Origin of the sequence: methanotrophic endosymbiont of Bathymodiolus puteoserpentis (Logatchev) (assembly GCF_900128525.1) — a bacterium.
In the GTDB taxonomy this organism is placed as follows: Bacteria; Pseudomonadota; Gammaproteobacteria; order Methylococcales; family Methylomonadaceae; genus Methyloprofundus.
Genome location: NZ_FQTQ01000021.1, coordinates 21,046 through 46,199, shown reverse-complemented (window position 1 = coordinate 46,199; position 25,154 = coordinate 21,046). Strand labels below are relative to the sequence as shown.

The following is a 25,154-nucleotide window of genomic DNA, read 5'->3' as shown; positions in this document are numbered from 1 at the left end:
GGCAATGGAATTATACTGCCATTCCTGACGCAACAACTTTATAAGTTGCCTAAGTTATTTCATGCACATTCCTTAGAGCTTTTATGGAAAAAATGAATAAAGCCATAGAAGGGGAAGAGCTAGCACTAAAAATGCTGGATAGCGAGTTGGAAAGCTTGAGAAATAATTGGGAAGAAGCGCATATGTACACGCAAGGCATGCAGAAAATACAAGGTAAAGCGCGGGTAAGTGAGCAAAAGCAAGAAGAAAAAAAAGAACAATTAGAAATGGATGATAGAGCTTCCCGGAAAAAACGCTAGATATGGCATAAATAGTGCTATTCAATATGTGAATAGCCAGAAAAACAAAGGAGAGGGGCATGACTGCAAGTGTATTAAATACATTATCACCGGTAGCAACAGTGAGTGACGCGTTAGGTGGGGTAAATAGTGCTCCTAAAATAGCGGCTGGAGAAGAATTTTCTGCTTCTTTTTTGCAGCAAATAAAAGGTCTGCAAGCTCAAGCTTCTGAAGCTGCACAACCTAGCAGTGTATTAGAAAAAATAGCAGATTCAATTAAAGGGCAGGGAGGGCAAGATTTTTCCGCTTTACTGGGTGATTCATTACCGCAAATTAAACAGCAAATACAAGCCCAAGATATTAACTTAGATGAAACAATGACTGCGTTAAAAGAGGTGTTGGCGCAGTTAGATTCTTTAAGTACTGATAACACATTGCCTACAGATACGCTGCAAGATTTAGCGGCAAAATTAGAGCCTAGTACTATCACTGATACTAAAGTCGTAGCACAAGGTATAAAAAATTCTGGTGATTTAGCTTCTAAACTCTCTAGCCCATTAACTCAAACTAACGATCCGAGTGTATCAGCACCTTTAAGTGAAACTAAGGTAGTCGTTAATAATAATCAAGGGGATTTGATTGACGATAATACACTTGATTTAGTTTCTAAGCTCTCTAGCCCATTAACTCAAACTAACGATCCGAGTGTATCAGCACCTTTAAGTGAAACTAAGGTAGTCGTTAATAATAATCAAGGGGATTTGATTGATGATAATACACTTGATTTAGCTTTTAATCTCTCCAGTTCATTAACTCAAACTAATGAGCCGACCGTATTGAAAAACTATGAGCCTCGTTCTTCTTCTGGTATTGAAGAAGCTCATGAACAAGTGGTTCAGGGAGACATTGTAGATGTGCAACCCGAGACAATTAATATCATAATGCAACAAGCGCAGCTTATGAGCGAAACGGATGATCAGACGATAGCGCAAAACGTTCAAGTAACGACACAACTATTAAAACAAGAAAAAAGCTACGCACAAACTCAGCTCTCAGGAGAACAAAGTACTAAAAGTAAGCAGCCTGAAATTAACCTCAACCAGTTATTAACACGTGAAAAAATAATTAATAATGACACTGATTTCGCACCACTTGTCAGTGCTAAAGGAGCAGAGAAAATAGTTGATTCAGCTTTATTATCTACTAGCCAACCTGTTAGTGAACAAGCAAATAAATTCTCTACAACTGATCTAATCGCATTAAATCGTCAAGTAGAAAGTAGCGTCACTAAACAAGAATTACCACCGATGACAAAGTCATTTAACCAGCCAGAGTGGAAGCAAGAGTTTAATGAACGCATTATTTGGATGCATAAAAAATCAATTCCTTCTGCACAATTACGCTTAAACCCGCAAAGCTTAGGCCCTATTTCTATTCAAATTAACATCGATAAAGATCAGCAAGCGAATATCGTATTTAATGCTCAAAATGCAGGTGTACGTGAAGCGATTGAAGCATCCATTCCAAAATTACGCGAAATGTTAAATATGCAGCAAATTAACTTAGCAGAGGTAAATGTTTCTCAGCAGCAACAGCAAGGTCAAGGAAGTGCAAGACAAGCAATGCAAGATGCAATGGCAGAAAATAATAGAAATAATACAGGAAACTCTATGGACTCTACAGAAATAGAACCTGAAGTGAATGATATAGCAGAAGAAATTAATCAAGGACGCGCACTTTCCAGTAAAGGCTTATTAAGTATTTATGCTTAATACTTTGATTTTATTGGTTTTTAAATCTGAAGTATAAAAAGTGAAATCGGCCTTGTGCATCTTTTAGTCACTGCAAAATTGTCAGAATGGGTAAAGCCTAAAGCGAAACCCACCCCCCTTGAATTTATAAGACTATTTATTTCTTTATAAATTGATAAATATCGCCAAATCTAGCTTTCAACGTCATATTTTTTTCATCTTTATTAAGCACAGAGAAATTATCAAATTTTCCTGATCTGCCTAAAATAGCAACCTTTAATTTATCATTTTCAACTTCATAATTTACGGGTAATTGATCATAATAACTTCCTTCACGTGGAATATTTTTAATAGTCACAGTACGATCAGTAAATACCCAAGTATCTTCCCGCGGTATGAGCTCCTCCGATTTCTCGGATTTTTTAGTGTATTCCAGCGCCCAAGTTCCTTGAATATTTTGATTCGTCAGTGGTTCAGTATATGCATTACTACTGAATATTAAGATACTTGATAAAATTGCCGCTACATTTATTATTTTCATTTTATTTCTTCATTTAATCCATATTGAAGAATTATTGTACTCTCTTAGCTTAAGAAGAGTATTTTTATATGCTAATTCGTGCGGATGATTTATAAAATTTAAAGCTAGAGATTTTCTTTGGTTAATAGTCAGTAGGGAAGACCTATATCACGTTATTCCTAAAATCTACCTGTGCTTTACAATAGGATTCTACTACTAACAACACACTAGAATGGCAATCTGCCTAACTTTTCAATTTGTTACGAACAAATATCAGGTTTAATTTCTACTTTCAAAGGCTGAATATTTATAAATTTAAAAACGTTTCTTCTTTAGAGGCTGATGGAGTCGAGCTATTAGTATTAAAAGTATTATTCAGTGATTGTACTAAGCCTTTTGCACGCGTCATCAGCATGTCTAATGTTTCCTGAACTTCTTTAGTCCAGCCTACAGGTTGTCTGATAGGAAGAAGTATGCGCCATAAGGTGATGCCTTTATTAAATAGAGCAGGGAGGTTTTCTATTAGACCGAGTTCAACTTGGCGTTCTGCCAACTTTTTGGCGATAAATTTGGCATGCACCTTACTACTGTATATATGTACGGGAATCAGGAAAACAATCAGTAAAAATAAAGCAACTGAGGCAATAAAAGGATCGAGTAAGACGGCTACTAAGCCCATTTGTATCTCACCAGCAACAAGCGTTAGGGCAATAAAGCTAAGTACGATAGTTAAGGTAAAGTGTGAGCGGTCTTTCCAGAGGTCAATTCCTTTTTTAACTTCATGTATAACAACTGTATCAAATTCAGTAATATGCTGTTGTAGATTACTAAGAATGCGATAAGCACTTTCTACATCAATATTCGTTAATTTTTGCTCAATTGCTTGTTGTGTTGTAGATTCTGAACTTTGTGATAAGACAAAAAATTGTCCCGCTTCTAAGCCTAGGTGAATTAATTGTTGTTTCCAGTCATTAAGGTCAACCGGCTCTGTATTAAGTGATTCATTAATTATGTAGATAAATTTGCTTGGGTTATTACTTCTTGCTGCCTGCTTAAGGAAGGGGCTTAGTGAGCTACGAAAATCTTCTAGTGTAGAATGTCGCGCATCAAAGAAAACAAGAACTAAATCCGAAAGAGCACTTGCATGTTCACGTAATAATTCAATTTCAGCTTGTTTTTGGTTAGCAGTAAAGCCGGGAGCAAGAATAATTGTTTTATCTTTGAGCTGCTTACTATTATTAGTTTTTAATTCTAAGTAGCTGTTTATATTGCGGCTTGCTCCTTTCTCTAGCTGCTCTAAGCGCTCACTAATATGGAAAAAAGGAAAACGCGGATCACCATCAACTGCTGTTCCTGGTAAAGTCATTGAAGACGCATCATCACGATATACCAATACTGTAAATTGGGCATGAATTCCGTGTGGATCAATGGCAGGTGTTGTTGTGTTTAAATAATGATTAATAAATTCATTTTTCCCAGACGAGTCATCACCAATAACAGTGATGACTGGCGACCATGAATTTTTATTAGCTAAGGAATCATCCATGCCAATAAGTCCTAAGTCATAGGCCACTTGATCCAATTCATGGTACAGCCTGAAGGCTTGTAGCAAAGCGGGATTTTTATCAGCAAGTTGTTGTTCTAATTGTTGTAGTGAGGAGCTTACAGATTTTTCAGACATACTCATTAGCTTTAAACCGTTATGTTCAATAATTGAATAAAATGTGCCCCTCAAAAAAAGGGGGGGGAGGGTATTAGTTAGTAATTGATCCTAGGTTATGGCAGCAAGTAAATAGTGCGCGAACATGTACTATCCATGTCTAGCTGCATTTAGATTATAGGATATTTTTAAATTCATACTAATTAATACTTAATTATGCACTGTATGTGCGCTTAATATAGTTCTCTACGATGACTTGGAATTCTTCAGCAATTCTATCACCTTTAAGTGTTACTGTTTTTTCACCATCTTCGTAAACTGGGGCAACAGGTATTTCGCCTGTGCCGGGTAAACTAATACCAATATTCGCATTTTTACTTTCTCCTGGACCATTAACAACACAGCCCATTACAGCGACTTCCATTTCTTCTACGCCCTTATATTGCTTGCGCCAAGCTGGCATTTGCTCACGTAAGTAGCCTTGAATATCCATGGCTAATTTTTGGAAATAATCACTGGTTGTACGGCCACAACCAGGGCAGGCAATAACCATGGGTGTAAAAGCACGAAACCCCATAGTTTGTAATATTTCTTGTGCAACGACGACTTCTTTAGTTCTTGCTGTGCCAGGCTCAGGCGTTAAAGAAATACGAATCGTATCACCGATACCTTGTTGCATTAAAACAGAAAGTGCAGCTGAGGAAGCGACAATACCTTTAGAGCCGATACCGGCTTCAGTTAAGCCTAAATGTAGCGTGTAATTACAGCGATTTGATAGGTCTTGATATATACTAATGAGTTCTTGTACGTTACTAATTTTACAAGACAGAATGATTTTATTTCTTGCTAAACCATACGATTCTGCAGCGGCTGCACTTTCTAAGGCAGAAATAATGATTGCTTCACGAGTAATAGCGGCTAATTCTTGCGGTTCAGCTTTTGCTCTGTTTTCATCTAATAAGCGTGTTAATACGGCTTGATCTAAACTTCCACCGTTAACACCGATACGGACTGGTTTATCGTATTTAACCGCACATTCTATCATTTGCTGGAACTGGGCATCTCTTTTAGAACCCTTACCAACGTTACCAGGGTTAATTCTGAATTTACCTAAAGCTTCAGCACACTCAGGGTACATTTCCAATAATTTATGACCATTAAAGTGAAAATCTCCCACTAAGGGCACAGTGAAACCATTAGCATCTAGTTGTCTGCGAATTTCTGGGACAGCTTTAGCTGCTTCTTCATTATTCACGGTAATTCGTACTAATTCAGAACCTGCATTAGCAAGTTCCATCACCTGTTTTACTGTAGCTTCAATATTAGCTGTGTCAGTATTAGTCATGGATTGAACTACAATGGGAGCGCCACCGCCGACTTTAACGCTTCCAATAAGAACTGCTTCTGTGATTTTTCTAGGGCTAATTGACATAGTGAGTGGTTTTTTATCTTAATTACAATTACACTAAAGTATATATGAACATCGATAAAAAAAACAGATTGCTGTAGGTTAGCTTAATATGAGAATCAATTATTTCTCAGATATACATTTAGAATTTGGCCCCGCCGAGTTACCTAGTAACGATGCAGATATTATTGTTGCAGCGGGCGATATAGGCATTTATGATCAAGGGATAGAATGGCTACTGGCCACAAATAAACCCGTGATTTATATAGCGGGAAATCATGAATTTTATACGCGTGAATATCATAACACACTGCGTATGTTACGGGATAAATGTGCCAATACTAATATCACTTTTTTAGAAAATAATACTGTTAAGTTCAAAGGTGTACGGTTTATTGGGTGTTCATTGTGGGCGGATTTATTTATTGAAGGCGAGGCAACTGCTGATGCTTTATGCTTGAGTTTAAATGATTTTAGAAAAATACGTTATGCTGACGGCATGTATAACCCAAAGCAATTTACCGCCTTATATAATTACTCAAAAATATGGCTTGAAAAAGAATTGACTAAGCCTTTTGATGGTCAAACCGTGGTCGTAACACATCACGCACCAACTCAATGGAGTTGGTATGATTCTCCCAATACCATTAAAAAACTAGCGTATTGTAATGATTTGAAATCACTATTTCATGAACATGATATTACCATTTGGTTTCATGGCCATACACACAGTATCGGTGATTACCGGATAGCCGGTGCACGTATTTTGTCCAATACGCGAGGTTATGTAGGACGAAGAGTAGTTGATAACTTTGATATGAATAAAATTGTGGTTATTTAAGCAAGATTAAAGGATTTCATTTTATGAAATTATAAAAAATGCTGTAGATATTTATCATGTTGTTTAGCATAATTTTAACGTCTAAAAGCTGAAAACCATAAACTATAACAGTTCGCATAATGTATATTATGTTAAATTTAGGATGAAAGAAGCTCCTTACCCTTTCCTTAAGTATCATCGCCACACTATTGGCAAGACCATTACTAATTGCTATAAGTAGATAAGCTACTGTACAATTTTTCTCTTTAACTTCCTTAAATTACTTTAATGGCAAAACTTAATTTTTTATTGCACCATTCCAGCCTTATGGTTTCTGATGTTGAAGCCTCACTATATTTTTATACTCAAATTCTTGGCTTACAACAAATGGAGCGCCCTGATTTAGGTTTTCCTGGTGCCTGGTTTCAGCTGGGTAAAAACCAACAGCTACATATTATTAAGCTACCTAATATGGATCCTACTACTGGGCGGCCCGAGCATGGTGGCCGAGATCGACATGTTGCTTTAACCGTTGATGATTTTGATCGGGTGCGTGAGACTTTAGATAAAAATAATATAGTGTATTCAATGAGTAAATCAGGACGTAAAGCTCTATTTGTGCGTGACTTAGATGCCAATGCTATAGAAATTATTGGTCATGATTGATTTCATAACTTAATTTTTCTATATAGAGCTAAGTATATCGAACAAAACATTATCAGGTTTTCTATGGTAAAAATACCACCTTTATTTAAAATTTATTTTTATAGCTTATTTTAATGGACTTTAATTCTTTTGCCTTACCCACCTCTTTTTTTGCTTGGTCCACCCCAATTACGACTAGCTATATATTAATTATTGCGGCTGAAATTGGTGATAAAAGCCAATTAGTTTGCATGACTTTAGCTGCAAGATATCGAGCTACACCTGTTATTTTTGGTGCTATTGTTGCTTTTGCTTTACTTAATACCTTGGCAGTTATCTTTGGTGTTGCACTTGCTAATTGGGTGCCGGCTTACTTAGTTGCAGCAATAGTCAGTGTACTATTTGCAGTATTTGGCATACTAGCCTTGTTTTTTACCGAAGATGAAGACGAAGATGAAGCCTTACCAGAGAAAAGTACTCATAGCCTCTTCTTTACTACCTTTATTCTGATTACTGTTGCTGAATTTGGTGATAAAACCCAGTTAGCAGTCGTTGCTTTAAGTAGTACGGCATTGCCGGCTGCCATCTGGATCGGTTCTACCTTGGCCTTAATAACAACGTCAATTCTAGGCGTGCTGGCAGGCCGAACTTTATTGCAAAAAATACCACTCAGCTTATTACATAGACTGAGCGGCGTAATTTTTGTAATTTTGGCAGGGTTTGCAGCTGTGGAGGCGTATCATAGCTTTTATGCATCGTTTGATTCTTTCACTCAATTCTTAACCACTGTACAGTAAGGTTGTCACTCTTACCGCTAGCACGAAACATTGCTAGTTTTGCCTGTTTAAGTAAATTTACCTTATCCATTTCTACCGTGGCTAAAGCGATAAACTCGCGCTCTTTAGTGAACTCCCAAAAACCATCACTGCAAAGAATAAAAGTTTCACCTTGCTGTGCCGGTGGGTACACATGAATATCTGGTAGAAATTGATTAGTAATATTAATGCTTTTTGTTAGCTGGTTTTGTTCGGGGTGTGTGCCCATTTTATGTTCATCTAACTCACCTACATCAAGAAGCTTTTGCGGGATAGAGTGGTCTTTAGTACGCCAGACAATGCCTTGTGGGTTGATACGATAAATACGTGAATCACCACAGTGAGCACTAATAACGTATGCATCGGTAATAATTAAAATCACACACGTTGTATAGGCATCATAAGCAACAGGGTCACCTTGAAAAGCATCAGCCATCATAGCAACGGCATCATTAAACCATTTTTTTACAGTTTGTATGGGTGCATTATTTATTAAAATACCGTATTTAGTCGCATACTGAATAAAACTATGACAAAAAAAACGTGCAGCTTTTTCACCAGCCTGATGACCACCTAAACCATCAGCCAGGACGAATACAGAATAATTAGAGGCTATCTTATTCAGCATATAATCTTGATTATAGGCTCGATCTCCTGCTGATGTGAGTTGGTGAAAGTTGATTTTAGGCATTACCGGCGTGCATTTCTCATGGAATTTTTCATATCGCTGACAGCCTTTGCTAAACCGCAAAAAACCGCCTGTGCAATCAGTGCATGACCAATATTCAATTCAACTATTTCAGGTATTTGGCAAATTGCTTCCACATTATATAAATTCAAGCCATGTCCAGCATTGACTTGTAAACCGGCACTGTGGGCATAACGAGCCGCTTTTTGAATGCGCTCAAGTTCGGTTACTTGTTGTTGTCGATTTTTAGCATCCGCATAGCGCCCTGTATGCAGTTCAATAACAGAAGCACCGGCACTTACGCTAGCATCAATTTGTTGTTCATCAGGGTCAATAAAAAGGGAAACTTCTATATCAGCTTCAGCTAAGTGCTGACAAGCATAGCGTATTTTATCTAGACTAGAGAAAACATCTAAGCCACCTTCTGTTGTTAGTTCCTCTCTTTTTTCTGGAACTAAGCAGCAGGCATAAGGCCTAACTTCAGTGGCAATGGTCAGCATTTCATCCGTTACTGCCATTTCAAAATTAAGGCGGGTGTGAATCATTTCTTTTAGTAAAAACATATCACGGTCTTGCATATGCCGACGGTCTTCGCGTAAATGCGCAGTAATACCATCAGCACCTGCTTGTTCAGCTAATAATGCTGCCTGAACTGGCTCAGGATAGAGCGTACCTCGTGCTTGTCTTAAGGTCGCTATATGGTCAATATTAACTCCCAATAAAATTAATTGCTCTTGCATACTGGTCTTTGTTGTAGTTTTGAAATTAAGCGGCGACTTTGCAAAATTTTGCCTTGTAAATGAAAATCAATGACTTGCCGCATTAACCATTTTGCTTCATTTAATTGGCGCTGATTAGTGTAATGACCTTGGTGCATGGCAATTAAAGTTGCTCCGCTTATTTTCCCCTGCTGAAAAAATCTAGGTCCCTGCTCAAGGTCAAAATGATAATTTAAATCAGGCTTAATTGGCTTATGGCTGAGGCAATCATATTGCAATTGTAGTTCATAGCCAAGCGCTTGCATTAATTGTACTTCAAAATTACGTAGCGCCGCTTCAATAGGCTGTTTAGTTTTAAGCTGCTGTAAACAAGTAAAATAAGCTAGAAATATATCTGGATAAGGCTCACCCGGCTGAAGAAAGTAGCGTATTAATTCATTTAGATAAAAGCCGCAGTAGGTATTAATTCCCGGTAAAATCATCTCTGCATTACCTGCTTCGGCATGATTTAATAATTTAAGCTCACCTGCCCCTGAGTAGCTAATATTTAAAGGTAAAAAAGGCCGTAATAAGCCTAAATATTTTGCCTTTTGTTGCCTAACACCTTTGGCTATCAGCGATATTTTCCCAGAGTTTTGAGTTAATACATCAATTAAAACACTGCTTTCTTGATAAGGTTTATGATGTAATAAAAAACAAGCCTGTAAGCCTGAAGACATACGCGTTAACTTTTGAACCCTAAGCTTTGTAATGCGCGTTCATTATCTGACCAGCCAGACTTTACTTTAACCCATAATTGCAAATAAACTTTATGCCCGATTAAAGTTTCAATATCTTTTCTAGCTTCCATACCAATGCTTTTCAACAACTCACCGTTTTTACCAATAACAATATTTTTTTGGGTTTCACGCTCTACCCAAATCAATGCATAAATTTTAGTGATATGAGGTAACTCTTCATATTTTTCGATTTCTACGGTTAAGGCATAAGGCAGTTCATCGCCAAGTCTACGTGTTAATTTTTCTCTAATAATTTCTGCGACTAAAAATCGCACGGGACGATCAGTAATTTGGTCTTCCGGATAAATGGTATTGCCTTCAGGCAATAAGTCCATAATCAAGTTATCAAGTAGATCTAAGTTAGTTTGCTTTAATGCAGAAATTGGCACGATTTCTTTAAAGGGAAATTTTTTTTGTGCATCAGCAAAAAAAGCAAAAATCTTTTCTTTATCTTTAACGCGGTCGATTTTATTAACGGCTAAAATAACTGGCAAATTAGCTTTTTTTAACTTTTCAAAAATAACTTCATCATACGCTTGCCAAGCTAAACCATCAATTAGCCAAACCACTAAATCAACCCCTAATAAAGTTGTATCAGCCGTTTTATTCAAATAGCGATTAAAGGCTTTTTTATTGCTTTCATGCATACCTGGGGTATCCATGTAAATTGCTTGCCCTTTTTCATTGGTATTAATACCTAAAATTTGATGTCGAGTGGTCTGTGGTTTGCGGGAAGTAATGCTGACTTTCTGCCCTAACAGGTGGTTCATTAAGGTTGATTTACCCACATTTGGCTGGCCAATAAAGGCGACATATCCACAATTCATTTAGGTTCCTTAGCTATTTCTTGTAACATTAATTCGGCAGCATGTTGTTCAGCTTTTTTTCTTGAAGCGCCTACACCAATAAATTTAATTTTAAGTAAATCAACTGAGCATTCAACTTGAAACGTTTTTTCATGAGCTAATCCTGATTCACTGATTAGTTTATATTTAGGTATATCGATTTGTCTAGCCTGCATATGCTCTTGTAAGCGAGTTTTAGGGTCTTTTTGCCAATTATCTAAACTAAGTCCATCCAAACGTTCCGCAAACAACGTTAAAATCCAAGCTTTGCATGCCTCAATACCTTGATCTTTAATAATGGCACCCATAATAGCTTCTAAGGCATCCGATAAAATAGAGTCACGCCTATACCCTCCACTTTTTAGTTCGCCTGAGCCTAAAATTAAATAATCACCAATCTTATGTTTTCGGGCGAGTTCAGCTAAAGAGGTTTGATTGACTAAGCTGGCTCTTAAGCGACTTAAAATCCCCTCATCTGCATGCGGAAATTTATTGTAAAGTGCTTCAGCAATAACAAAACCTAAAATAGAATCCCCTAGAAATTCTAAGCGTTCATTATTTTTTGAACCTATACTGCGATGTGTTAGTGCTAAAGTAAATAACTCAAGTTGAGAAAAACTTAAGCCTAACTTTTTACAAAGAATTTTAGGAGATTTTATCACTGCTTGCCTACTTCTATCTCATTATCAAAATCAACCCAAACACTTAGATTAGCAAAAAGAAGTTGTTTAGTATGATAAACAATTTTTACTTTTAAATACCCTGGGCGTGAAGTAATTTTGACATTTTTCCTTTTAATGTCATAAACATAGTTCATCCCAAACTGCTTGCTTAATGCACTCCAGACACCGTTTTTACTCTCATGCTCAATGCCAGGGCGATTTTTTATACTTTCTAATGCCTGAACCACTTTACTATGATCCATATAAATCGGACCCACCTTTAAGGCTAATAAAGTAAAAAAACCAATCAAACCTAAAACAAAAATCAAAGAAATTAAAGTTAAGCCTTGTTGCTTTTTATGCAGCTTTTGCATCTCCCTTCTCCTAACTATTTAATAACAGTTCCAATACGGTTAAAACCAATGCCAGTATTTTCCCAGTCCCAATTCATCCAGATAAAAAATGCCTTACCTACTAAGTTTTCTTCAGGAACAGTACCCCAGTAGCGACTATCATTACTGTTATCGCGATTATCACCCATCATAAAATAATGCCCTTGAGGCACGATAAAAGTGCCTTTAATATTGGGTGCGCGATGGTTGATTAAAATCTTATGCTTTACCCCTAATAAATCTTCTTGTAGAAGCTCTGCACCCGTCATACTCTTTCCTTGACCCATTCCCTCGTAGCGCCCCAATGATACATACTTAATGGGTTGATCGTTAACATACAGTTGCTTATCAATATAACGAATATGATCACCTGGTAAGCCAATAAGTCGCTTTATATAGTCAACTGATGGATTCTTTGGGTATCTAAATACGACTGCATCGCCTCGCTGTGGCTCTGAAATATCAATAATTTTTTTATTAATCACTGGTATACGAATACCATAGGTAAATTTATTCACTAAAATAAAATCACCTATTAGTAACGTTGGCATCATTGACCCCGATGGAATTCTAAATGGCTCGGCAATAAATGAACGCAGTAAGAATACCACAAAAACAACAGGGAAAAATGATCGCGCATACTCAACGATTAACGGTTCATTTTCTTCAATATACGGAGTATTGGTACGTTTGAGATGATAATAATAGCCACCCCAGATAATACCGGTCACAAGTGATGCTGAAAATAGAAAAAATGAAAAATCAAAATCCATTACTGTAGTACTCCTTAAGCGTCTTTATTAACTTGTAAAACGGCCAAAAATGCTTCCTGTGGAATTTCAATATTCCCTACCTGTTTCATGCGCTTCTTACCTGCTTTCTGTTTCTCAAGTAGTTTCTTTTTACGAGAAATATCACCACCATAACATTTTGCAGTCACATTTTTACCCATAGATTTAACGGTAGAGCGTGCAATAATCTTGCCACCAATAGCCGCTTGAATAGCAACCTCAAACATTTGCCGTGGAATTAACTCTTTCATTTTTTCAACTAAATCACGACCTCGTGACTGGCTTAAATCTCTATGTACAATAATTGATAGTGCATCAACTCTATCGCCATTAATCAAAATATCTAATTTAACCAGTGCCGCCTCTTGAAAGCGCTTAAACTCATACTCAAAAGATGCATAACCACGACTCACGGATTTAAGACGATCAAAGAAGTCCAATACAACTTCACTTAAAGGAAGCTCATAATGCAAAGACACTTGACTGCCCATATACTGCATATTCATTTGCACACCGCGTTTTTCAATACATAGGCTAATCACATTACCTAGATAGTCTTGCGGAACTAAGATATTCGCTTGAATAATAGGCTCTCTAATCATTTTTATAGAACCAATATCAGGTAAATTAGCTGGGTTATCAACATATAATAAGTCGCCCTTATGAGTTTCAACCTCGTAAACAACGGTTGGCGCAGTAGTAATTAAATTAACATCATATTCTCGCTCTAAGCGTTCTTGTATGATTTCCATATGTAGCATACCCAAAAAGCCACAGCGAAACCCAAAGCCTAAAGCCTGTGAGGATTCAGGTTCAAACTGTAGCGCGGCATCATTTAAGCGTAATTTATTTAATGATTCGCGTAAATCTTCATAGTCATCTGAACTCACCGGGTACAAGCCGGCAAAAACACGTGGCTGAACTTTTTTAAAGCCAGCTAATGCATGGGTACAAGGGGTGGCAGTACTGGTAATCGTATCACCTACTGGAGCGCCATAAATATCTTTAATAGCGCCGACAACAAAGCCAACTTGTCCCGTTTTTAATTCGAGTGTATCAACACGTTTAGGTGTAAAAATACCAATACGCTCCGCGATAAAACTTTTTCCCGTCGACATAATAGTAATTTTTTGTTTTTTACGTAAAGAGCCACTAACAATCTTTACCAAAGATACAACGCCTAAATAATTATCAAACCATGAGTCAATAATTAAAGCTTGTAAAGGTGCATTTTCATCACCGCTAGGTGGTGGAATGGTGTGCACGAGTTCTTCTAAGACATCTGCGACCCCGAGTCCTGTTTTAGCACTGACATGTAGGGCATTTTCAGCTGGAATGCCGATAATATCCTCAATTTCAGCAATAACTTTTTCAGGGTCAGCAGAAGGTAAATCTATTTTATTTAATACGGGCATTACTTCGAGGCCAAGTTCAATAGCCGTATAACAATTAGCCACGCTTTGTGCTTCAACGCCTTGAGCGGCATCAACCACTAATAATGCCCCTTCACAAGCAGCTAGTGAGCGAGATACCTCATAAGAAAAATCGACATGTCCGGGGGTATCAATAAAATTTAATTGGTAAACTTCACCATCTTTAGCGGTGTAATTAAGTGTTACACTCTGCGCCTTAATAGTAATGCCTCTTTCACGCTCAATATCCATTGAGTCGAGAACTTGAGCAGACATTTCACGATCAGATAAGCCTTCACATAGCTGGATAAAGCGGTCAGCTAAAGTAGATTTCCCGTGATCGATATGCGCAATAATCGAGAAATTTCGTATATTTTTTAAATCCATCGTGTCTTAATTACAAAAATAAAAGGGTGAAAAAATGAAGCTACAAGCGTTTACTACTGGTTGTATACCTAATAAGCGTATTTTATCAGAAGCATGCTGCTCTAGCGTTAGTATTGGCGCTTAGCCTTCTAAAACAAAGTCAAAACTGTGCAAAAGTGCGGGTAATTTTCGGCGTGCTATAAGTTTTATAGGGATAAGTAGGTCACTTACCGACAAACCTGTGTAATTTAGCGATTCTTGTTCGACATAGATGCTTTCTATATCATAAAGCTCCAATGATCGGTATATAGCGCCTATATCTTTACTTATCAGCGCCATATTTTGTTGCTTATTTTTTAAGTGAAAAACCGCATCATCTAATAATAATAAACTTACTTTTTGATCAAAGGCAGCTGTTATTAACACGACATCTAATACTTCCTGTACTTTAGTGCCACTATAAGCAGGCGTCTGCATCACAAATAAAAATGATTTGTTCACTGATGTTCGCTCATATTGTCATTGGATAGGTAACTCTCTGCATCAACATCAACCGAAGGTAGCATTAAAAAAGCGCCTAACTCCATCATCGCTTTACGGTAAACTTTACGCTTAAAATAAACGACAGATTTTAATGGCTCCCAGTACTCAACCCACTGCCAATCATCAAATTCCGGTTTCTTGTGTTGATCTAAAATAACATCAGCTTCTTGACCCACTAATTTCAATAAATACCAAACTTGTTTCTGACCTATACATAAAGGGTGTGAATTACGTCTAATATATTTTTCCGGTAATTTATATTTTAGCCAATAGCGAGTACGCCCTAAAATTTGTACATGCTCAGGCTTAAGTCCTGTTTCTTCGCATAGTTCGCGATACATAGCTTGTTCAGGGTTTTCATTATTTTCTATGCCACCTTGAGGGAATTGCCAAGAATTCATGCGCGCTCGTTTAGCCCAAAATACTTGACCTCGGGCGTTACAAAGGATGATGCCGACATTTGCTCGGTATCCTTTAGAGTCAATCATCTTTAAAACCTATATTTTTACTGTTCGCAATAAGGTCCTAAATGATAGAATCCTTGTATTGAACATAAAGAACGCGACCATTAATGTGTGACTCGCGTTCCTTTGCATTACTTATCACACCATTGTTCCATAAATAGCTAAGTGATACCATCCCCATTTTTTAAATTCTTAACCTAAAGTGAACTAATAATGAGTTTAGCAATTTTCGATTTAGATAATACCTTACTTGCTGATGACAGTGACTATCTATGGGGACAATTTTTAGTTGACCAAGGTATTGTTGATTCAAGCTATTACGAACAAGAAAATGACCGTTTTTATAAAGAATACAAAGAAGGTAATTTAGACATTTATGAATTTCTGAAATTTTCTTTGAAGCCACTGGCTGACAATCCATTACAAGATTTACTTAAATGGCGCAGTCAATTTATAGAAGAGGTTATTCGTCCAATTCTTTTAAAGCCAGCTCAAGAGCTTATTAATAAACATCAGCAGCAAGGTGATATTTTATTGGTCATTACTGCAACCAATAAATTTGTCACAGAACCTATTGTCGAGCTATACGGCATAAATCATTTACTGGCTACGACACCTGAATTTCTAGGCGAAAGATATACCGGGAATGTAGCTGGTACGCCTTGTTTCCAAGAAGGAAAAATCACACGATTAAATGAATGGCTACAAGTCACAGGCTACTCTTTAGATGATAGTTGGTTTTATAGTGATTCGCATAATGACTTACCCTTATTACAGCTAGTAGAGCACCCTGTTGCCGTTAATCCTGATGAAAAATTAAAACAGTATGCAGAAAAGTCAAACTGGCCAATTATTAGCTTACGTGATAAATAATGCCCAAACCAGATATTCCTCGTAACAAATTGAAATTCGAAAGCGGGGATAAATAAGTCATGGTCATTATTTACCCCTATCGATTGAAATAACTTGATGGTTTTACACAGAGCATAGCGATAGCAGCGCGGCATGTAAAATCATGGTACAACGTGGTGAAACCTGGCATACGACCAAGACGCGGATATTATGATCAATTTTAATTTGCCCTATCAAATCATATAGCCTACTTATTTCTGCTTCCAACTACCATTAGCGGTTTGATACCACCAGCCAGACTGAGCATGACTTATCCAACGCTGAGCAAAAGTAGATTTAATCTGTGCAGCCCATTCAGGGTGCCCATTTGCATTAGCAATAGCTTGATATAATTTATATCGATCTGCATTTTCCGCAGCAATTAATTTACTTAATTTATTACGATCTTTGAGTGGCACACTGCCTTTAGTTGTTAATAAACCATCCGCTCGAATAGCTAAAACACCCTGCTCATAAAAAGGAATTAACGCCCCAAATCGAGCGCGCATATCTGCCGTTATACGTCTAATTTCAGGGCTATTAACGGATAAATTCGCTTCCGCATGTGCAGATGAAATAAAGACTGAAATCGTCTGATCAACTAGCTGGTAAACACTTACCTGCCATTTAGGCAAAGCACTTTGTGGGCTCATTTCAGATTGCGGCTGGCTTGGTTCAAGCGTTTGTATGTCTTGAATAATTTCATCGGCTGCTTTTTCTGCCGCAGCAGCAGGGAAGTAAATATTAATCGTTACGCAAGCTGTTAACAGCAATGCACCAAACATAGATAGATTTTTAATGCTCATAATACAGTTTTTCCTTTACTCAATAATAAACTCATCTGACTTTGTAATTCTGCGCAATCGTTCTAGCAAAACGCTCCAATTTAATCGTGGGTTATAACCAATAATATTAATTCTCGGTAATCCTCCACCTTTAACAAGGTAAAAGCCATTACCTACCGCTTCAACCCCCATTAACTGACAAACACCTTGATGCAAATAGCAACCAAACCCCAGCTTGTCATATCTAAAGCTACTAAACAAGCTGAGAAAGCCTTTAGATAAAACATCAGCCGCACTGTTGCCACCAATACTAGCAATATTTTCTACCGCTTTCTGACTAATTTTATGGGTAGAATCATCGCCTTCAGGTGTCCCCATCCAAGCATAAAATGAAACTGGCTGCCAATTTTCTAAATACAAATTTTGCACTACCCCCGATAATTTACCTTCAATATTTCCTATATGAAACTTACGTGTAATCATAGATAAATCCAAATCATCAAATTCCAGATCCATATAAAACTGAGCAAAATTTGTAAACATACCGGATGAAGCCAAGTTATTAATCCTTACTTGCCCACCAAATACGCGCATCTTTAGTTCACCATCGAGTGACAAAGTTTTATTTTGATAGCGTACTGAGGGAATATAGCCACTTATTGAGCCCGTCAGTGGCTCCCAGTTTAATGCTCTTGATAATTGCTCCAAGGATAAATTATCCACCCATCCTTTAAAATGCACGATTGGATCATCATTATTTTCAGTTGTAGAAAAGCTAAATTTCTGAATAAATAATTCACCCTCTAATACGCCTAATTTAGCTGCTTGCAATAATCTAAATTGCCTATCAAATAAAGTAAAGTCTAGCTGCCCAGGTGCAAATGGAATGGCTCTAAGATTGAGTGTTTGCCAATTTATAAAAGAGGCTTGATCCTTATTTTGTTTAGTCCAATTAACCTCAGCATTCGCTTGACCTAAATAAAACCGCTGCTCATTATCACGCAAAGTAAATTGCTGCATATCGAGATTAATTTCTGACAAAATATTTTGCTGTAATTTCAGCTTAACCTCTAACTCTCCTTGTAATTCAATACCCTCTGTCGCTAAAAAAGGGGCTAGATAGACTGGCGTCACTGGCTTTAGCTGAGGAACATACAGCTCTAGCTCTGCCGATTCAATCAGTAAATCCGATTGATAATTTATAGCTGCACTTGCTTGAAGGCTGAGAAGTTGAGTATGTTTAAATTCAATGCTCTTCAACTCAACCTGTTTCTGATCAGGCCACCACGAACCATTATTTATCAACGTTACAGCATGAGCACTATTAATAGACAAATAAATTGGCTCTACATATAAATCACCAGAGGAAATATCAATCAGGTTTTGCCATTGCCATGCTTTTGCTCCTTTTTTCATGCTAAGTTCAGTTTTTAATGTGAGCGCATCACTAGCAATACGCCCCTGTTGATCTTGCATTGATAGCTGATCTAGTAGAGCAGTTGCTAATATTGTCTGCACAGCCCCCTGCTCTCCTATCAGTTCTATATCAATATCAGCTAGTCCTTGGCTAATATCGAAAAGGTCTAAAGCTAAAAATTCCTTAAACTGCACTAAATTTAATCTTTGTGCTTTAAAGCGTAGTTGCCATTTTCCAGATTGATCTTGTGCATTAAGAGAAATTTTGCCACTAAACCCCGTCAAATTATCAATGACTAATTTACTTTTTTTGCCTTTAACTTGAAGTGAGAAGTCAAAAGCGTGTGCTTTAAAATCACTGGAATTGAAGCGCCCATGCCCTTGTTGGCAATCCATATAATTCTTACGCCAAATAAATTTTTGGCAACGAATATTAAGCTTACTAAAATTATTAAAGGGAGCTGGGAGTTTTAAGCGAGCAGAAATAAGTGATATTTTCGGCGTAGCTTGGTCAAGCTGAATTATTTTTAGCTTTGCATTGTGTAATGACCAATCATTCGCTTTTATTTTATCAACACTAAAGGTGACGGAATCCAAAGCAGAAACAACGGAGCAGTAACCGAGTGCGATGAGTAATAGGCAGGTATAAAGTATTAGATAATGTAAGGCTTTAACTTTCCTTAAGCTGGACAATCGCATTAAAAATATATTTTCAGTATCAATGATTTATGAATATGGACTCTTTATAAATGAGCTGAAGTTTCCCAATAAGATGCAAAAATGATACGCAAATATGTAAAGTTTCAAGAGAAAATAGAAAAGGACTTAGAGTCCTAAGACGTAAAGTAATGTTAGGTCAAATAGGCTAGCCATCTAAGAGGGCTGGTCATGACACCTTTCTAGGGTGCAACTAAACCTGCCTTTTTAGGGTGTGAATTTTTACTTACAATTGCGGACATTATCATAAAACCTTACGACTTCCAACTGGAAGCCAAAAATCTTTGATTGCAAAAAAGTGGAACCATCAAGTGCCTACTATAACAATCAGACTTACTCACAAAGCATTAACATGGCATTTAATACCTGTTTGGGTAACTTATTTATAGTCAATAAGTTACCCGCTCATTTTTCAAACGAGCCTATTTTTATGATACAAGTTTTAGTGTAATTCAAGCATATTAATACAAATAACAACCATTATCATTTACATCATATTTTAAATACTTTATACTTTTGCTTCATTCAAAATACAACCGAAGCTGAGTTTATATTGCCGGTTGAAAATAGACAAAAATGGTTCTGAAAATGAAAAAACAAATCAATTTCTTCGCAGTACCTCTGTGCCTGGGCCTCTCCCTGCCGAGCCTCAGTGCGGCAAAGGATGAAACGCAAACAAGTGCAAATGTACTAGATAAGATGATGGTCATTGGCAATCAAGCCAATATTGAAACCACGCCCGGCTCTGCCCACTTAGTCACACAAGCCGATATTCGCACACAAAATTATGACGATATAAGCCAAGCATTACGCAAAATACCAGGCGTTTATGTACGCCAAGAGGATGGTTTCGGCTTATTCCCCAATATCAGCCTACGAGGTGTCGATACCTCACGCAGTGCCAAAATTACCATGATGGAAGATGGCATACTCACGGCACCGGCACCGTATTCTGCACCGGCCGCCTACTACTCTCCGACCGTTGGGCGCATGAGTGGCATTGAAGTCTTAAAAGGCTCCAGCCAAGTAAAATATGGCCCACAGACGACAGGTGGCGTAATTAATTACTTATCCACACCCATTCCATTAGAAGCTAATGCCTATCTAAAGTTTTCTTATGGCAGTTTTGGAGATGTTCGTACCCATGCTTATGCCGGCAATACCTTTGATACCGATATAGGTCAATTAGGTATTTTGGTCGAAACCTATTTTCGACAAAACCAAGGATATAAAACGATTGATACTACCCCCGATTTCAGAGATGGCAATAATACAGGTTTTACCAAAATAGACCCTATGGTTAAGTTATCTTGGGAACCCAACACCAATATTTATCAACGCTTTGAATTTAAATATGGTGCCTCAGATTTAGATGCCGATGAAACCTATTTAGGACTCAGTGAAGCAGACTTTGCAAGCGACCCTTTCCGCCGTTATGCATCCACTCGATTTGATAATATTCAAAGCTTACAAAAACGTACCTATCTGCGTTACGCAGTTGCACCAACCGATAACTTAGATTTCATTATTACCTTATATAACAATGATTTCTCACGAAACTGGTATAAGCTTAAAGATATACGCAATGTAAACGGCAATACCCTAAAACTCTCCTCTGCTTTAGCGGGTGTGCAAGATGGAGAAGGGCTGGCCTGTCTAAAAGGTGATTTATCCTGTACTTTGCGGGTACGTGCCAATAATCGTGATTACAACTCCAAAGGCGTTGATTTTGTTAGTTATTACAATATCGGTTTCGGTAGTATGCAACACGATATCAGTGCAGGAATTCGTTTTAATAAAGATAAAGTCCGCCGTTTCCAGTGGGACGATGATTACAGCCAACTGGCTAATGGCACCATTGACGGCATGACTCCTGGTACCCCCGGAGGCGCAGGCAATCGTTTGCAAAGTACAGGCGCATTAGCTTTATTTTTGCAAGATACTATCAGCGTGGGCAACTGGACATTTTCCCCCGGTATTCGCTACGAAAGACTGGAACAAACCTATGAGGATTACAATAAACCCAGTCAATCCGGTAAAAATATCCTCAATATGATTGCGGGTAGCTTAGGCGTTACCTATCAATTTAATGATTCTTGGCTGGGTTTTGCTAGTTTTAACCGTGGCATCTCGCCCCCTAGCCCCAAAAGCGCCCTATCCGGCATCACAGAAGAAAGCAGTTACGCCTATGAAGTGGGCGCACGGTACACTAACCCACAGCAAGCATTATCCATTGAAGCCGTCGGATTTTATACCCAATTTCACGATCTCATTGTCATTGACAATATTGGAGGCACCGGCACGGGTGAAACGGAAAATTTTGGCCGTGTTGACAGCGCAGGGTTAGAGTTTTCAGCTCAATATGACCCAGGCGTTGCCAATGCGTGGAAATATCGTAACCCTTGGTATTTTACGACGACTTATACTAGTGCTATTCAACAAAATAGCTCAAGCTCCACCGATGCAGAGTCTATCTTTAGTTATGGGCAAGCAGGTAATAAAGTCCCCTATATTCCTGAGTGGGTCTTTAGCGTAGGAACAGGACTTGAAGCAGATAACTGGGGCATTAATATCAGCGGTAGTTATATTGGCAAAACCTTCACCAGCGCTAATAATACCGAATACCAGCTAAATGGCGAAGGCAAGCCTGATGCACGATTTGGTACAACCGATGCCTATTTTGTTATGGATATGTCTGCTTTTTATCGTGTCATGGATAATGTTAAACTATTTGCTGGCGTGCAAAATATGTTTAATAATAAATATCTAGTCTCCAGACAACCTGAAGGCCCACGCCCCGGCATGCCCATATCTGCTTATGGCGGGTTTGAAATAGAGCTGTAAGCAAGCTTATAATCGTTTTCAGCCTTTATATAAATCTACCTAGCAATCCCTATCAGCCCTAGGCAGGCTGTTAGGCTATCAGTAATTTTAATTTGGAAAATAAAGAAATATTGTGAATTATGTCAAAACTAGATGAACAAGAAAAAAGAATCGCACAAATTCTTTCTGATGGAGTAATTAATGAAGACAATCTATGGAAAACCTCAAAAACTCTTAATAAATATTTTAAATACCTGAAAAATAATTTAGACTCTCCTTGTATTATGACAGGAATAGAATATTTTCCATGGGAGGAAAGTTATGTATTTGGGTATGGAAGTAAAAAAGAGTATGAAAAACTAAAAAAAGACAATCCATCTTATAAAGATATATTTGAGCTTGTTGCATTTGAAAATGATGTAGATGAACAAATATTAGTTAAAGTAAAAAGGCAATCAGATAAAAAGAAATTTATTATTGAACTAGATTGCCTTAAAGCAATTGAAGTAACGTCTAAGAACTATCAGGCTCTTGATGATTATTCTGTATGGTATGTAAATTATTAAATTTCAACAAACAAAATAGCCTAACAAAAAAATAAGCGGCGATAGGGCTGTTGCCAACCCGAAGTAGTGCGCTAGCAGCACACGTTGCATTATCTTTCAGTTTTCACAACTAAGAACTATAAGCAGCTTGTTTCATGGTGTCAGCAATTAAACCGTAAGCAATAGCCCAAGCTTCTTTTACTTCTTCAGTAAAATACTCGCCTAAACCTTGCTCTAAGGCCGATAATAAAGCAGCACCAACGGTTTCAAAATGGGCTACTTCAACACCATAAATTATATGCCGCTTACCCATTGCCTGTAACATAGCCTCTACTTCACCTAAATTATCTAATGAATTAACAACAACATCTAAAGTAGTCATTAATTTATCACCTTGATAATCTAATTTCCCCTTAAAAAGTTTTTTAACACTAGGATCTAATTCAAATAGGCGCGCATAAAATAATTCTGCTGCCTGTTCTTTGATAGGTAAAATACGCTGCCATGACTCTTGAATTAGGCGTATTTGGTCAGCACTAAGCGGTGAAGGAGCCTCTTGTATATATTGCAGCTGATTTTGTCGCTGCTTTTTTATATTTTGCACTAAAAGCAAACAGGCGAGTCCTATAACAACAAATAAAATACCATACATCATAAAGATTCCTTCATCATTAATTTTGTGTTCTTGTTACACCCAAGTATCTCGCAAGGTAACAGTACGGTTAAAAACTAATTTACTAGCCGAACTGTCTTTAGTATCTAAACAAAAATAACCCACACGCTCAAATTGAAAGCGGCTACCTAGTTCAGCCTTTGCAAGACTAGATTCAACTTTAGCATCCGTTACAACTTCTAAAGAGTTAGGGTTTAATGCATCACAAAAATTTTCTTCGGCACTGGGATTAGCAACATTAAATAAACGATCATACAAGCGGACTTCTGCATCTAAAGCATGCTCAGCTGCAACCCAATGAATTACCCCTTTTACCTTACGTCCTTCAGGTTTTTTTCCCAGAGTGTTCTCATCGTAAGTACAGCGCAATTCAATGACTTTACCCTCAGCATCTTTAATAATTTCGTTGCATTTAATCACATAAGCACCGCGCAAACGAACTTCACCGCCCTCAATGAGCCGCTTATATTTAGGTGGCGGAATATCGGCAAAATCATCTTGCTCTATATACACGACTTTAGCAAAGGGAACTATTCGTTTGCCTTGAGTTTCATCTTGGGGGTGGTTGCTCATTTCTAACTGCTCAACTTGAGCTTCTGGATAATTTTCCAGTACAACTTTAAGAGGCTCTAAAACAGCCATGGCACGGAAAGCCGTATTATTCAAATCTTCTCGAATGCAACTTTCTAATACAGACATTTCAATCCATGCATCTTTTTTTGTCACACCAATGCGCTCACAAAAATCACGAATTGCAGCTGGCGTAAAACCCGCACGACGCAAGCCGGCAATCGTTGGCATGCGTGGATCATCCCAACCACTCACATGTCCTTCAACCACGAGTTGATTTAATTTACGTTTACTAACAATGGTATATTCCAATTCTAAGCGCGAAAATTCAATTTGCAGTGGATGACAATCGATACTAATATTATCTAAGATCCAATCGTACAAAGGGCGGTGGTCGGCAAATTCAAGCGTGCAAAGTGAGTGTGTAATACCTTCTAATGCATCAGAAATACAGTGTGTATAATCATACATAGGGTAAATACACCAAGCATCGCCAGTACGTTGATGATGCACTCGACGAATACGGTATAAAGCAGGGTCACGCATATTTATATTAGATGCAGCCATATCAATTTTGGCACGCAGCAAATATTGTCCATCGGAGAATTCACCCGCACGCATACGCGTAAATAAATCTAGATTTTCGGCAATACTACGATGACGGTCTGGGCTTTCTTTACCTGGCTTTGTTAATGAACCACGGTATTCACGCATCTGCTCCGCATTAAGGCTATCCACATAAGCTAAGCCCTTCTCTATCAATTCGACAGCAAAATCATAAAGCTGTTCAAAATAATCAGAAGAGTGTCTTAATTCAGCCCATTTAAAACCCAGCCAATGCACATCTTTTTCTATCGCATGGACATATTCAATACTTTCTTTCTCAGGGTTAGTATCGTCAAAACGCAAATTACACAGTCCACTAAACTCCGAAGCAATACCGAAATTTAAGCAAATTGATTTTGCATGTCCAATATGTAAAAAACCATTAGGCTCAGGGGGAAAGCGAGTAATGACTTTATTATGTTTGTTTTCAGCTAAATCTTTAGCAACTATTTGGCGAATAAAATTTGTGGCAGGTAAATTTTCTATGGTTGACATTTAGCTATTTAGAAACAAGTATTAAACAAAGCACATACAAAATTGAGATGTGCACGAGAGGTGGTAAAATCACCT

At 37.7% G+C, this 25,154-nt stretch carries 25 protein-coding genes; 8 read left to right on the top strand and 17 right to left on the bottom strand.

Annotated features, from left to right (window positions below; genetic code table 11):
- Nucleotides 1–83: 83 nt before the first annotated feature.
- Nucleotides 84–299: a flagellar FliJ family protein gene (locus tag BQ7314_RS01515; protein ID WP_174481942.1), complete on the top strand. Its 216-nt coding sequence runs from the start codon at nt 84–86 to the stop codon at nt 297–299.
- 59 nt (nt 300–358) lie between these two features.
- A complete protein-coding gene (locus tag BQ7314_RS01510) occupies nt 359–2,050 on the top strand; it encodes a flagellar hook-length control protein FliK (protein ID WP_174481941.1) in 1,692 nt (563 codons plus the stop codon).
- Nucleotides 2,051–2,186: 136 nt separating this feature from the next.
- Here BQ7314_RS01510 and BQ7314_RS01505 read toward each other — a convergent pair whose 3' ends face one another.
- The 3 genes from BQ7314_RS01505 to ispG form a co-directional block, all read right to left on the bottom strand.
- On the bottom strand, nt 2,187–2,570 hold the full coding sequence (locus BQ7314_RS01505) for a hypothetical protein (protein ID WP_174481940.1): 384 nt from the start codon (nt 2,568–2,570) through the stop codon (nt 2,187–2,189).
- A 286-nt stretch (nt 2,571–2,856) separates the two neighbouring features.
- Complete coding sequence (locus BQ7314_RS01500; RefSeq protein WP_174481939.1) at nt 2,857–4,230, bottom strand: dynamin family protein; 1,374 nt, start codon at nt 4,228–4,230, stop codon at nt 2,857–2,859.
- Nucleotides 4,231–4,423: 193 nt separating this feature from the next.
- Nucleotides 4,424–5,641: a flavodoxin-dependent (E)-4-hydroxy-3-methylbut-2-enyl-diphosphate synthase gene (gene ispG, locus BQ7314_RS01495; protein ID WP_174481938.1), complete on the bottom strand. Its 1,218-nt coding sequence runs from the start codon at nt 5,639–5,641 to the stop codon at nt 4,424–4,426.
- An 88-nt stretch (nt 5,642–5,729) separates the two neighbouring features.
- On the opposite strand from ispG, the gene BQ7314_RS01490 reads away from it, so the two are divergent.
- The 3 genes from BQ7314_RS01490 to BQ7314_RS01480 all read left to right on the top strand — a co-directional run bounded on the left by BQ7314_RS01490 (nt 5,730) and on the right by BQ7314_RS01480 (nt 7,879).
- Complete coding sequence (locus BQ7314_RS01490) at nt 5,730–6,458, top strand: metallophosphoesterase (RefSeq protein WP_174481937.1); 729 nt, start codon at nt 5,730–5,732, stop codon at nt 6,456–6,458.
- A gap of 267 nt (nt 6,459–6,725) precedes the next feature.
- Nucleotides 6,726–7,103: a VOC family protein gene (locus BQ7314_RS01485; protein WP_174481936.1), complete on the top strand. Its 378-nt coding sequence runs from the start codon at nt 6,726–6,728 to the stop codon at nt 7,101–7,103.
- A 113-nt stretch (nt 7,104–7,216) separates the two neighbouring features.
- The gene (locus BQ7314_RS01480) at nt 7,217–7,879 is read left to right on the top strand and encodes a TMEM165/GDT1 family protein (protein ID WP_174481935.1); all 663 of its coding nucleotides are present in this window, start codon (nt 7,217–7,219) and stop codon (nt 7,877–7,879) included.
- On the opposite strand, the gene BQ7314_RS01475 is transcribed toward BQ7314_RS01480, so the two are convergent.
- From BQ7314_RS01475 to BQ7314_RS01430, 10 genes are all read right to left on the bottom strand, one after another.
- Nucleotides 7,851–8,588: a PP2C family protein-serine/threonine phosphatase gene (locus tag BQ7314_RS01475; protein ID WP_174481934.1), complete on the bottom strand. Its 738-nt coding sequence runs from the start codon at nt 8,586–8,588 to the stop codon at nt 7,851–7,853. The genes BQ7314_RS01480 and BQ7314_RS01475 overlap by 29 nt on opposite strands.
- The gene (gene pdxJ, locus BQ7314_RS01470) at nt 8,588–9,325 is read right to left on the bottom strand and encodes a pyridoxine 5'-phosphate synthase (RefSeq protein ID WP_174481933.1); all 738 of its coding nucleotides are present in this window, start codon (nt 9,323–9,325) and stop codon (nt 8,588–8,590) included. Before pdxJ ends, BQ7314_RS01475 begins: the two co-directional genes overlap by 1 nt.
- A complete protein-coding gene (recO, locus tag BQ7314_RS01465) occupies nt 9,310–10,023 on the bottom strand; it encodes a DNA repair protein RecO (RefSeq protein WP_174481932.1) in 714 nt (237 codons plus the stop codon). The genes pdxJ and recO overlap by 16 nt, the downstream gene beginning before the upstream one ends.
- 5 nt (nt 10,024–10,028) lie before the next feature.
- Nucleotides 10,029–10,910 carry a GTPase Era gene (gene era / locus BQ7314_RS01460; protein ID WP_174481931.1) on the bottom strand — a complete coding sequence of 294 codons (882 nt, stop codon included), beginning with the start codon at nt 10,908–10,910 and terminating at the stop codon, nt 10,029–10,031.
- Nucleotides 10,907–11,590: a ribonuclease III gene (gene rnc / locus BQ7314_RS01455; RefSeq protein ID WP_174481930.1), complete on the bottom strand. Its 684-nt coding sequence runs from the start codon at nt 11,588–11,590 to the stop codon at nt 10,907–10,909. The genes era and rnc overlap by 4 nt, the downstream gene beginning before the upstream one ends.
- Nucleotides 11,587–11,964 carry a DUF4845 domain-containing protein gene (locus BQ7314_RS01450; protein WP_174481929.1) on the bottom strand — a complete coding sequence of 126 codons (378 nt, stop codon included), beginning with the start codon at nt 11,962–11,964 and terminating at the stop codon, nt 11,587–11,589. The genes rnc and BQ7314_RS01450 overlap by 4 nt, the downstream gene beginning before the upstream one ends.
- A gap of 14 nt (nt 11,965–11,978) precedes the next feature.
- Nucleotides 11,979–12,755, bottom strand: coding sequence for a signal peptidase I (gene lepB / locus BQ7314_RS01445; protein WP_174481928.1), 777 nt, complete (start codon nt 12,753–12,755; stop codon nt 11,979–11,981).
- Nucleotides 12,756–12,769: 14 nt separating this feature from the next.
- Complete coding sequence (gene lepA, locus BQ7314_RS01440) at nt 12,770–14,572, bottom strand: translation elongation factor 4 (RefSeq protein ID WP_174481927.1); 1,803 nt, start codon at nt 14,570–14,572, stop codon at nt 12,770–12,772.
- A 120-nt stretch (nt 14,573–14,692) separates the two neighbouring features.
- The gene (tusC, locus tag BQ7314_RS01435; protein WP_174481926.1) at nt 14,693–15,052 is read right to left on the bottom strand and encodes a sulfurtransferase complex subunit TusC; all 360 of its coding nucleotides are present in this window, start codon (nt 15,050–15,052) and stop codon (nt 14,693–14,695) included.
- Nucleotides 15,049–15,582 carry an RNA pyrophosphohydrolase gene (locus BQ7314_RS01430; protein ID WP_174481925.1) on the bottom strand — a complete coding sequence of 178 codons (534 nt, stop codon included), beginning with the start codon at nt 15,580–15,582 and terminating at the stop codon, nt 15,049–15,051. The genes tusC and BQ7314_RS01430 overlap by 4 nt, the downstream gene beginning before the upstream one ends.
- A gap of 189 nt (nt 15,583–15,771) precedes the next feature.
- On the opposite strand from BQ7314_RS01430, the gene BQ7314_RS01425 reads away from it, so the two are divergent.
- On the top strand, nt 15,772–16,431 hold the full coding sequence (locus BQ7314_RS01425; RefSeq protein ID WP_174481924.1) for a histidinol-phosphatase: 660 nt from the start codon (nt 15,772–15,774) through the stop codon (nt 16,429–16,431).
- A gap of 230 nt (nt 16,432–16,661) precedes the next feature.
- On the opposite strand, the gene BQ7314_RS01420 is transcribed toward BQ7314_RS01425, so the two are convergent.
- On the bottom strand, nt 16,662–17,255 hold the full coding sequence (locus BQ7314_RS01420) for a YdbL family probable chaperone protein (RefSeq protein ID WP_342590384.1): 594 nt from the start codon (nt 17,253–17,255) through the stop codon (nt 16,662–16,664).
- Between the two features lie 15 nt (nt 17,256–17,270).
- Complete coding sequence (locus BQ7314_RS01415) at nt 17,271–19,349, bottom strand: intermembrane phospholipid transport YdbH family protein (protein WP_174481923.1); 2,079 nt, start codon at nt 19,347–19,349, stop codon at nt 17,271–17,273.
- A gap of 606 nt (nt 19,350–19,955) precedes the next feature.
- On the opposite strand from BQ7314_RS01415, the gene BQ7314_RS01410 reads away from it, so the two are divergent.
- Both BQ7314_RS01410 and BQ7314_RS01405 read left to right on the top strand, forming a co-directional pair.
- Nucleotides 19,956–22,211 carry a TonB-dependent receptor family protein gene (locus tag BQ7314_RS01410; RefSeq protein WP_174481922.1) on the top strand — a complete coding sequence of 752 codons (2,256 nt, stop codon included), beginning with the start codon at nt 19,956–19,958 and terminating at the stop codon, nt 22,209–22,211.
- A gap of 119 nt (nt 22,212–22,330) precedes the next feature.
- Nucleotides 22,331–22,756, top strand: coding sequence for a calcium-binding protein (locus BQ7314_RS01405; RefSeq protein ID WP_174481921.1), 426 nt, complete (start codon nt 22,331–22,333; stop codon nt 22,754–22,756).
- 109 nt (nt 22,757–22,865) lie between these two features.
- Here BQ7314_RS01405 and BQ7314_RS01400 read toward each other — a convergent pair whose 3' ends face one another.
- Together BQ7314_RS01400 and BQ7314_RS01395 are read right to left on the bottom strand one after the other, a co-directional pair.
- Complete coding sequence (locus tag BQ7314_RS01400) at nt 22,866–23,390, bottom strand: globin family protein (protein WP_245394872.1); 525 nt, start codon at nt 23,388–23,390, stop codon at nt 22,866–22,868.
- Between the two features lie 33 nt (nt 23,391–23,423).
- Nucleotides 23,424–25,079, bottom strand: a complete 1,656-nt coding sequence (locus BQ7314_RS01395; protein ID WP_174481920.1) for a glutamine--tRNA ligase/YqeY domain fusion protein — start codon at nt 25,077–25,079, stop codon at nt 23,424–23,426.
- Nucleotides 25,080–25,154: the final 75 nt, after the last annotated feature.